This is a genomic window from Streptomyces sp. SID8352, assembly GCF_009862265.1.
Classification (GTDB): Bacteria; Actinomycetota; Actinomycetes; order Streptomycetales; family Streptomycetaceae; genus Streptomyces.
The window spans coordinates 1-9349 of record NZ_WWGX01000103.1 but is presented as its reverse complement, the minus strand read 5'-3'; the positions used below and the strand labels follow the sequence as shown (position 1 = coordinate 9349).

The window sequence follows — 9349 nt, the reverse complement described above, 5'->3', positions numbered from 1 at the left end:
CATCCGTCGAAGGCGTCCGCGAACACCGGGAAGGCTTCGTACAGTTCACGGCCCATCCCCAGCCGCTGACTGCCCTGCCCCGAGAACAGGAACGCGGTCCCCGGCCGGGAGCCGGCCGTGCCCCGCAGGGCCGTGTCCGCCTCCGGGGCCGGGTCGTTCGTGGCGAGGGCGCGCAGGGCGGGCAGGAAGTCCTCCCGCCGGGTGCCGAGGACGGCGGCCCGGTGGTCCAGTGCGGCGCGGGAACCGGCCAGGGAGAGGGCCACGTCGGCCGGGTCCAGGGCGGGGTGGCGTTCGATGTGGTCGAGGAGGCGTTCGGCCTGCTCGCGGAGGGCTTCGGGGCCGGCTCCGGAGAGCAGCCAGGGGACGGGTGCCGGTGCGGGGCGGGTTCCGTGGGCGGTTGCGGGGGGCTCGGCCGGCGGCTGCTCGATGATCACGTGGGCATTGGTGCCGCTCACCCCGAAGGAGGAGATGCCGGCCCGCCGGGTGCGTCCCGGGGCGGCCGTCCAGTCGAGAGCCTCCGTCAGCAGTTCGACGGCTCCGGCCGACCAGTCGACGTGCGGGGTCGGCTCGTCCACGTGGAGGGTCTTGGGCAGCAGGCCGTGGCGCATGGCCTGGACCATCTTGATGACGCCGCCCACCCCGGCCGCCGCCTGGGTGTGGCCGATGTTGGACTTGAGGGAGCCCAGCCACAACGGCGCGCCCGTGTCCCGCTCCCGGCCGTAGGTGGCGAGCAGGGCCTGGGCCTCGATCGGGTCACCGAGCACCGTGCCGGTGCCGTGGGCCTCGACCGCGTCCACGTCCGCGGCCGTCAGCCCGGCGTTGGCGAGGGCCTGGCGGATGACGCGCTGCTGGGCGGGGCCGTTGGGGGCCGTCAGCCCGTTGGAGGCGCCGTCCTGGTTGATCGCGGAGCCCCTGAGGAGGGCCAGGACGGGGTGGCCGCCCCGGCGGGCGTCGGAGAGCCGCTCGACCAGCAGCACGCCGACGCCCTCGCCCCAGGCGGTGCCGTCCGCGGCCCCGGCGAAGGCCTTGATCCGCCCGTCCCGGGCCAGGCCGCCCTGGCGGCTGAACTCGACGAAGGTGTCGGGCGTGGACATCACCGTGACGCCGCCGGCCAGCGCCATGGAGCAGTCGCCGCGGCGGACGGCCTGGGCGGCCAGGTGCAGCGCCACCAGGGAGGAGGAGCAGGCGGTGTCCACGGTGAGCGTGGGCCCCTCCAGGCCGAAGGAGTAGGCGATGCGCCCGGAGACGACGCTGGCGGAGCTGCCGGTGCCGATGTAGCCCTCCAGGTCCTGCGGGACGCTCAGCAGGCGGGAGGCGTAGTCCTGGTAGCCGGAGCCGATGAACACGCCGGTGCCGGTGCCGCGCAGTGAGGTGGGGTCCAGGCCGCCGCGTTCGAAGGCCTCCCAGGCGGTCTCCAGCAGGAGCCGCTGCTGGGGGTCCATGGCGAGGGCCTCGCGCGGGGAGATCCCGAAGAAGGCGGGGTCGAAGTCGGCGACGTCGTGGAGGAAGCCGCCGTCCTTGGCGTAGGTGGTGCCGGGCCGGTCGGGGTCGGGGTCGTAGAGGGAGTCCAGGTCCCAGCCCCGGTCGGCGGGAAAGGCGCCGACCGCGTCGCGGCCCTCGGCGACGAGCCGCCACAGGTCCTCGGGGCCGCGCACTCCTCCGGGGTAGCGGCAGCTCATGGCGACGATGGCGAGGGGCTCGTCGTCGGCGGCGGGGCGGGCGGCGGCCGTCGGCGCGGGGGCGGCGGTCCGGCCGGGGACGGCCGCGGTCAGTTCGGTGAGCAGGTGGGCGGCCAGGGCTGCCGGGGACGGGTGGTCGAAGACCAGGGTGGCGGGCAGTCGGACGCCGGTCGTCGTGGCGAGGCGGCCCCGGAGTTCGACGGCGGTGAGGGAGTCGAAGCCCAGTTCGCGGAAGGCCCGGTCGGCGGGGACCGCTTCGGCGTCCTGGTGGCCGAGGACCGCGGCGGCCTCCGCCCGGACCAGGGCGAGGACGGCACGCGCCTGCTCGGGCGGGGTGAGGGCGGCGGTCCGGCGGGCGAACCCGGTGGGCGCGCCGTCACCCCGGTCGCCGGCCTCCGGACGCGCGGCCGCTTCGGCGACGGCCGCGGCGGCCTCCGGGATGCCGTTCAGCAGCGGGCTGGGGCGCAGCAGGGTGAAGGAGGGGGCGAAGCGTTCCCAGGCGACGTCCGCGACGGTCACCGCCGTCTCGTCCCGGTCGAGGGCGGCGCGCAGGGCGGCGAGGGCCGACGGCGGGGCGAGGGTGGGCAGTCCGCGCTTGCGCAGACGGTCCTCGGCGTCGCCGTCCTCGACCATGCCGCCACCGGCCCAGGGGCCCCAGCCGACGGCGGTGGCGGGCAGGCCCCGGGCCCGGCGCTGTTCGGCTAGGGCGTCGAGGGAGGCGTTGGCCACCGCGTACGCCGCCTGGCCGGCCGCGCCCCAGACCCCGGAGATGGAGGAGAAGAGGACGAAGGCGTCCAGGTCCCGGTCGGCGAGGAGTTCGTCGAGGTGCCGGGCGCCGGCCGCCTTGGCGGCGAGGACGGCGGCGAACTCCTCGGCGGTCGTGTCGGCCAGCATGGCCGGAGTGCCGACCCCGGCCGCGTGGACGACGGCGGTGAGCGGGTGCTCGGCGGGGACGGCGGCCAGTACCTCGGCGAGGGCGGCGCGGTCGGCGGTGTCGCAGGCGGTGATGGTGACCTCGGCGCCGAGCGCGGTCAGTTCGGCCACCAGTTCGGCCGCGCCGGGCGCGCGGTCGCCGCGTCGGCCGGTGAGCACCAGATGACGGACGCCGCCCTCGACGAGGTGGCGGGCCAGCAGGCCGCCGAGGGCGCCGGTGCCGCCGGTGACCAGGACGGTGCCGTGCGGCTGCCAGGGCTTCCCGGGGGTGCCCGGCCGCTCCTGGGGGGCGCGCAGCAGACGGCGTACGAAGACGCCCGCGCCGCGCACGGCCAGCTGGTCCTCGTCGGCGTGGGTGCCCGCGAGGACGGCCGCGAAGCGGCGGACGGCACGGTGGTCCAGCGTCTCCGGGAGGTCGACCAGGCCGCCCCAGCGTCCGGGGTGTTCGAGTGCGGCGGTCCGGCCGAGGGCCCAGACGGCCGCCTGGTGGGGGCTGCGCAGCGGGTCGGAGGCGCCGGTGGAGACGGCTCCGCGGGTGGCGCACCACAGGGGGGCGTCGACGCCGGCGTCGCCGAGGGCCTGGACGAGGGTGAGGGTGGCGGCGAGGCCTTCCGCGAGGACGGGGTGGTCCTGGTGCGGCTGTTCTCCGGCGGCCACCAGGGACAGGATCCCGTCGGCGGGGTGCTCGTGGGCGGCGGTGCGCAGCAGCTCGGCGAGGGCCTCGCGGCCGGTGCCGGGCGCGACCGTCAGCCGCCGTACGGCCGCGCCGTGCTCCTCCAGGGCCCGCAGGGCGCCGTCCGTCCACGGGTCGTCGGCGGGGCGGCCGGCGGGGACGAGGGCCAGCCAGTGGCCCAGTCGGCGATCAGCGGGGGTGGTGGCGGGGGCGGGCTGCCAGGCGATGCGGTAGCGGAGGCCGTCGAGGGCGGACCGCTCCCGGTGGTCGCGGCGCCACAGGGACAGGGCGGGCAGGACCGAGCTGAGCGGGGCGTCGTCGGCGAGGCCGAGGCGCTCGGCGAAGGCGGCGAGGTCGGCGCGTTCCACGGAGTCCCAGAATCCGGCCTCCGCCGGATCGGCGGTCCGGGCGGCGTCGGCGGCGGTCCGGGCGGAGAAGGCCGTGGACTCCAGCCAGTAGCGGCGCCGCTGGAAGGCGTAGGTGGGCAGGTCGTGGAGGGCCGGGCGGCCGGCGCGGTCCCCGTGCAGGACGGCCGGGTCGAGGGGGAAGCCGTGGACGTGGAGCCGGGCCAGTGCGGATGCGGCGGCCGTTTCCTCGGCGGTGTCCGGGCGCAGCAGAGGTATCGCGTGCGCGGAGTCCTCGTCCAGCAGGGTCCGGGCCAGGCCGGACAGTACGCCCCCGGGCCCGATTTCGACGAAGACGGAGGCCCCGGCGTCGGCCAGGTACCGGACCGCGTCGGCGAACCGGACGGTGGCGCGCACCTGGCCCACCCAGTACGCCGGGTCGGCCAGTTCGGCGGCCGTGAGGCGTCGGCCCGTCACGGTGGAGACCACGGGCAGGGTCGGTGCCGCGAAGGGGACGGTTTCGACGAGTGCGCGGAAGGCGTCGAGCATCGGGTCCATGAGCGGGGAGTGGAAGGCGTGGGAGACTCTCAGGGCCCGGGTCTTCCGGCCTTCGGCCGCGAGCTTCCCGGCCAGCTCCGCCACCGCTTCCCCGGCACCGGAAACCACCACGGAGGCGGGTCCGTTGACGGCGGCGATGCCGGCCCGGTCCTCGCACCCCGCCAGCAGGGCGCGCACCTCCTCCTCGGCCGCCTCGACCGCCACCATCACCCCGCCCGAGGGCAGCGCCTGCATCAGCCGGCCGCGCGCGGCGACCGCCGTCGCCGCGTCGTCGAGGGAGAGCACGCCCGCGACATGGGCCGCCGCGAACTCGCCGACGGAGTGCCCGGCGAGGAAGTCCGGGCGGACGCCCCAGGACTCCACCAGCCGGAACAGCGCCACCTCGACCGCGAACAGCGCCGGCTGGGTGTATCCGGTCCGGCCCAGGAGCTCGGCGTCGTCCCCGAAGACCACCTCCTGGAGCGGGAGTTCGAGATGCGGGTCCAGCGCCGCGCACGCCGCGTCGAAGGCCTCCGCGAACGCGGGGAACGCGGCGTGGAGTTCACGTCCCATGCCCAGGCGCTGGCTGCCCTGCCCGGAGAAGAGGAAGGCCGTCCTGGTCCTGCGGGCCCTGCCCTCGAAGGCGCGGCCCGTCGGCTCCCGGCGGGCGAAGGCGTCGAGGGCGGCCAGCAGCTCGTCGCGGTCATGGCCCACCACGGCTGCCCGGTACGGCAGTTGGGCGCGTGTGGCGGCGAGGGCGTGGGCGATGTCGGCGGGGTGGGTGTGCGGGTGTTCGCGTACGTAGGTGAGGAGCCGCCCGGCCTGCTCGGGCAGGGCCTCCGGGGTGCGGGCGGAGAGCGGCCACAGCAGCGGGGCCCGGACGGTTCCGGCGGCGGGGTCCGCGCCGGGCGCGGGCGCGGCGGGTTCGGGGGCCTGGTGGGGGGTGGGTTCGGGGGCCGGATGTTCCAGGATGACGTGGGCGTTGGTGCCGCTCACCCCGAAGGAGGAGACTCCCGCCCGGCGCGGACCGTCCGTCTCCGGCCAGGCGGCGGCCTCGGTCAGCAGCCGGACGGCGCCCGCCGACCAGTCCACGTGCGGGGAGGGCTCGTCGAGGTGCAGGGTGGCGGGCAGTGTCCCGTGCCGCATCGCCATGACCATCTTGATGACCCCGGCCACCCCGGCCGCTGCCTGGGTGTGGCCGATGTTCGACTTGAGCGCACCCAGCAGCAGTGGCCGCTCGGCGGGGCGGTCCTGGCCGTAGGTGGCGAGCAGGGCCTGGGCCTCGATCGGGTCGCCGAGCGCGGTTCCGGTGCCGTGGGCCTCGACGGCGTCCACCTCGGCCGGGGTGAGCCGGGCGTCGGCCAAGGCCTGGCGGATGACCCGCTGCTGTGCCGGGCCGCTGGGGGCTGTCAGCCCGTTGGAGGCGCCGTCCTGGTTGACCGCGCTCCCGCGCAGCACGGCCAGGACGCGGTGGCCGTTGCGGCGGGCGTCGGAGAGCCGCTCCACGAGCAGCATGCCGACGCCCTCGCCCAGTCCGGTGCCGTCGGCCCCGGCCGAGAACGCCTTGCAACGGGCGTCGGTGGCCAGGCCGCGCTGCCGGCTGAACTCCATGAACGCGCCGGGCGTGGACATCACCGTCACTCCGCTGACCAGGGCGAGGGCGCACTCGTCCTTGCGGAGGGCCTGGGCGGCGAGGTGCAGGGCGACGAGGGAGGAGGAGCAGGCCGTGTCGACCGTCACGGCGGGTCCTTCGAGGCCGAAGGTGTAGGCGAGCCGGCCGGAGATCACGGCGGCCGCGTTGCCCGTGCCGAGGTAGCCGTCGAAGTCCTCGGGGGAGGTGGAAAGGCGGGCGTAGTCCTGGCCGTTGGTGCCCGCGAAGACCCCGGTGCGGGTGCCGCGCAGGGCGGCCGGGTCGATGCCGGCCCGTTCGAAGGCTTCCCAGGCGGTCTCCAGCAGGAGCCGCTGCTGCGGGTCCATCATCAGGGCCTCGCGCGGGGAGATCCCGAAGAACCCGGCGTCGAACTCGCCCACGCCGTCGAGGAATCCGCCGTGGCGGACGTAGCAGGTGCCGGCGTGGTCGGGGTCGGGGTCGTAGAGGGCGTCGAGGTCCCAGCCCCGGTCGGCGGGGAAGCCGGATATCGCGTCGCCGCCGTCCGCGAGGAGGCTCCACAGCTCCTCGGGCGAGCCGATGCCGCCGGGGAAGCGGCAGCTCATCGCGACGATGGCGATGGGCTCGCGGGCCTCGGCCGTGATCTTGCGGTTCTGGCGGCGCAGCCGCTCGGTCTCCTGGAGGGAGGCGCGCAGTGCCTGGACGATCTTGTCGTCGTTCGGTGTGGTCATGATGTGCTCCGTACTCGGGACGTCGATCAGGCTTCGCTGTCGCCCAGCGCCAGTTCGATGAGGTGGTCGAGGTCCATGTCCGCGATCGCGGACTCGGTTTCCGTGTCGGTGTCGGTGCCGGTGTCGTCGCCGGCGGTGTCCTTGCCGGTGTCGTCGGCGTCTGCGGGCAGCAGGGCGCGCAGGAGCGCGTCGGCGAGGGCGCTCGGCGTGGGGTGGTCGAACACCGTGGTGGCGGGGAGCTTCAGTGCGGTCGCGGCGCCGAGCCGGTTGCGGAGCTCGACGGCGGTGAGCGAGTCGAAGCCCAGGTCGCGGAAGGCCCGGTCGGGTTCGACGGCGTCCGTGGCCGGGTGGCCGAGTGCCGCGGCCGCCTCCTTGCGGACCAGGTCCAGCAGCAGGTCGTGCCGGTCTTCCGGGCCGAGGGCGGCCAGTTCCCGTACCAGGTCCGCGGCTGCGGTGGCACCGGCTCCGGGGGTGACGCCGTCGGCCTCGATGGTGGCGGCGAGCGCCGCCCGTGCCTCGGGCAGGTCGGCCAGCAGGGGGCTGGGCCGCCCGATGGTGAAGGAAGGGGCGAACCTCGGCCAGTCGACGTCCGCCACCACCACGGCGGTCTCGTCCCGGTCCAAGGCCAGGCGCAGGGCCGAGACCGCCAGGGCCGGGGAGAGGGAGGGCAGTCCGCTGCGCCGGAGGTACTCCTGCGCGCCTCCGTCGGCGGCCATGCCGCCTTCGGCCCAGGGGCCCCAGGCCACGGCCGACGCGGCCAGTCCCCTGGAACGGCGGTGCTCGGCGAGTGCGTCGAGGAAGGCGTTGCCCGCGCTGTAGGCGGCCTGGCTGCCGCTGCCCCAGACGCCGGAGACGGACGAGAAGAGGACGAACGCGTCGAGGTCGTGATCGGCGAGCAGTTCGTCCAGGTGGACCGCGCCGGCCACCTTGGCCGAGACCACGGCGGCCAGTTCCCCGGGGGTGGTCTGCGCGACGGTGGTGAACTGCGGGAGACCTGCGGCGTGCACGACGGCGGTCAGCGGGGCGGGGTCCCCGGACAGGGTGCCCAGCAGGGCCGCCAGGGCCTCCCGGTCGGCGACGTCGCACGCGGCGACCGTCACCCGGACCCCCGACTCCTTCAGCTCGGCGGCGAGTTCGGCGGCGCCCGGGGCGTCCTCGCCACGCCGGCTGGTCAGCACCAGGTGTTCGGCACCGGCCGCCGCCAGCCAGCGGGCGGTGTGCCCGCCGAGCGAGCCGGTCCCGCCGGTGATCAGTACGGTGCCCCGGGGCTTCCAGCCGCCGCCGTCGGTTCCGGTGGCCGCCGTGGTGCGGGCCATCCGGGCCAGCCTGCGGACCAGGGTTCCGGAGGCACCGACCGCGAGTTGGTCCTCGCCTTCGGCCCCGCCGAGGATCGCGGCGAGCCGGGCGAGCGTCCGCTCATCGGGGGCGCTCCCGCCGGCCCCCGGGTCGGGGAGGTCGATCAGACCGCCCCAGCGGTCCGGGGCCTCCAGCGCGACCGCGCGCCCCAGGCCCCACACCAGGGCCTGGAGCGGCCGGGTGACCGGCCGGGAGGCGCTGACGGCCACGGCTCCGGCGGTGAGGCACCACAGCGGTGCCCCGACGCCCAGGTCGCCGAGCGCCTGGACGAGGGCGACGGTGGCCGCGAGACCGGACGGCAGGCCCGGGTGCAGCGGGTGGTCCCGTTCGTCCACGGCCAGCAGGGACAGCACCCCGGCCACCGGTACGCCGTCCACAGCTCCGGCGTCCCGGAGCAGGGCGGCGAGCGCCTCGCGGTCGGCTCCGGGGCCCGGGACGGTGACGAGGAGAGGGTCGCCGCCGCGGTCGCGGAGCATCCGGGCGTAGGGCTCGGCGGTGGCCGCGTCCGGGGCCACGAGCAGCCAGCTGCCGGTCGGGGCGGCGGCCGGCAGGTCGGTGCGAGGCTGCCACAGGGCCCGGTAGCGCCAGCCGTCGACGGTGGCCCGGTCCCGGCTGTCCCGGCGCCAGGCCGCGAGCGCCTCGAACACGGACTCCAGGGGTGCCCCCGCCGCCAGCCCGAGCCGCTCGGCGAGGGCCTCCGGTCCCCCGTTCTCGACAGTGTCCCAGAACTCCGTCTCCGCCGGGTCGGCGGCGGGCGGGGTGGTGGCGGCCGGGGCGGGCTCCGCCGTCAGCCAGTAGCGCTCGCGCTGGAAGGGGTAGGTGGGCAGGTCGACCCGGCGGGCGCCCCGGCCGGCAAGGACGGCCGTCCAGTCCACCGGAGTGCCCCGGACATGGAACCCGGCGAGGGCGGTGAGTACAGCCGTCTCCTCCGACCGGTCCCCCCGCAGCACCGGGACGACCGCCCGGCCGTCCTCCACGACCGCCGCAGCCAGCCCGGTCAGCACACCACCGGGCCCGACCTCCAGGAACGCGCCGACACCTTCCCCCGCCAGGGTCTCGACCACGTCCGCGAAACGGACCGCCTCACGGACGTGACGCACCCAGTAGTCCACCGAGCACAACTCCCCCGCCGAGGCCACGGCTCCGGTGAGCGCGGACACCACCGGCAGGCGCGGGGCCCCGAAGGAAACCGCCTCCACCACCTTGCGGAAACCTCCCAGCACCGGATCCATCAGAGGCGAATGGAACGCGTGCGAAACCGACAGGGCCTTGGTCCTGCGACCCCGCGCCGACAGCTTCGAAACCACCTCGGACACCGCCTCCACGGCACCCGAAACCACCACCGAGGAAGGCCCGTTGACCGCCGCGACACCCACCTCGGAATCCATCCCCACGAGCAGCCCGAGGACTTCGGACTCCGCCGCCCCGACCGCGACCATCACCCCACCGGACGGCAGCTCCTGCATCAACCGGCCCCGCGCCGCCAC

2 protein-coding genes are annotated in these 9349 nt (G+C 76.2%); both read right to left on the bottom strand.

Translation table 11 applies throughout. The features are described 5' to 3' along the window. Window positions 1-6506 (bottom strand): type I polyketide synthase (locus GTY84_RS29955; protein ID WP_161229550.1); only part of this gene is annotated, 6506 nt, incomplete at its 3' end. Window positions 6507-6532: 26 nt separating this feature from the next. Then, window positions 6533-9349 (bottom strand): SDR family NAD(P)-dependent oxidoreductase (locus GTY84_RS29950; RefSeq protein ID WP_161229549.1); only part of this gene is annotated, 2817 nt, incomplete at its 5' end.